Origin of the sequence: Mariniflexile ostreae (genome assembly GCF_042427585.1) — a bacterium.
Lineage (GTDB): Bacteria > Bacteroidota > Bacteroidia > Flavobacteriales > Flavobacteriaceae > Pseudalgibacter > Pseudalgibacter ostreae.
Genome location: NZ_JBHMFC010000088.1, coordinates 1 through 773 on the forward strand (window position 1 = coordinate 1; position 773 = coordinate 773).

The window sequence follows — 773 nt, forward strand, 5'->3', positions numbered from 1 at the left end:
TTTTCACCGCTCAAGCCTTCGGTCTCTATGTGCATGTAGACCGTATGCTTAAACCCGCTACGGTTTATCCTATTGCCTTTGCTGTCCGCCCAATAGGCTTTGGTTATTTTGGGCTGTATGGCGGTCAATAGCTTGCTTGTGTCCGTAGAGCCCGTTGGGTTGTTGGCGAAGGCTTCAACATACCACTTGCCTTCCTTTTCGGAGGTTCCTGTATAACTGAATTCTCCATTCGCACCATTGGAAATACTGTGTTTGTTTCCATCATCCGTAATTACAAAGTGTTTCTTGACGTCGCTTTTTTTACTATATATACACCATTGTACTTGTAGGTCGGCATCTTTAACAGCGTCATAGGGCATGGTAAATTCAGTGACCGTAAATTTTACTTGGTGCCGCTGTGACTTCGTTTCGCCCCGATAAAGCACGCTAATGGTGTCTTTGGAGGTGCTTATGGCACTTACTTGGTTATGGCCGATCGTGTACCGGCCCGTGAGGCGCTCTTGGGTTTTAGGGTTAAAGGCCTCTATTGCTACTGTTCCCACGCCCATGGGAGGGATGTGCAACGTTCCATTTAAAACGGTGTACATACCCGATATGTCATTTTTGTTATGGCTGACTTCCCAAGATAGCTTTGGGAGTGGCGCCCGGTCTGGAAACAGCAGGGGGGGGCTTTACGGTGGCAGCTTCTCCTGGGCGTACCCGCGTGCGCATTTGGCCGTCTACTTTTATGACGAGCGTTTTACTGGTATCGATACCCTGATCGGCGATGCTTA

At 48.6% G+C, this 773-nt stretch carries 1 protein-coding gene; it reads right to left on the minus strand.

The window, feature by feature from the left end; all coding sequences use genetic code 11:
• Positions 1–587, minus strand: a 587-nt coding sequence (locus ACFFU9_RS13290; protein ID WP_379861969.1) for a hypothetical protein, incomplete at its 3' end; no start/stop codon positions are given.
• Between the last annotated feature and the right edge of the window lie 186 nt (positions 588–773).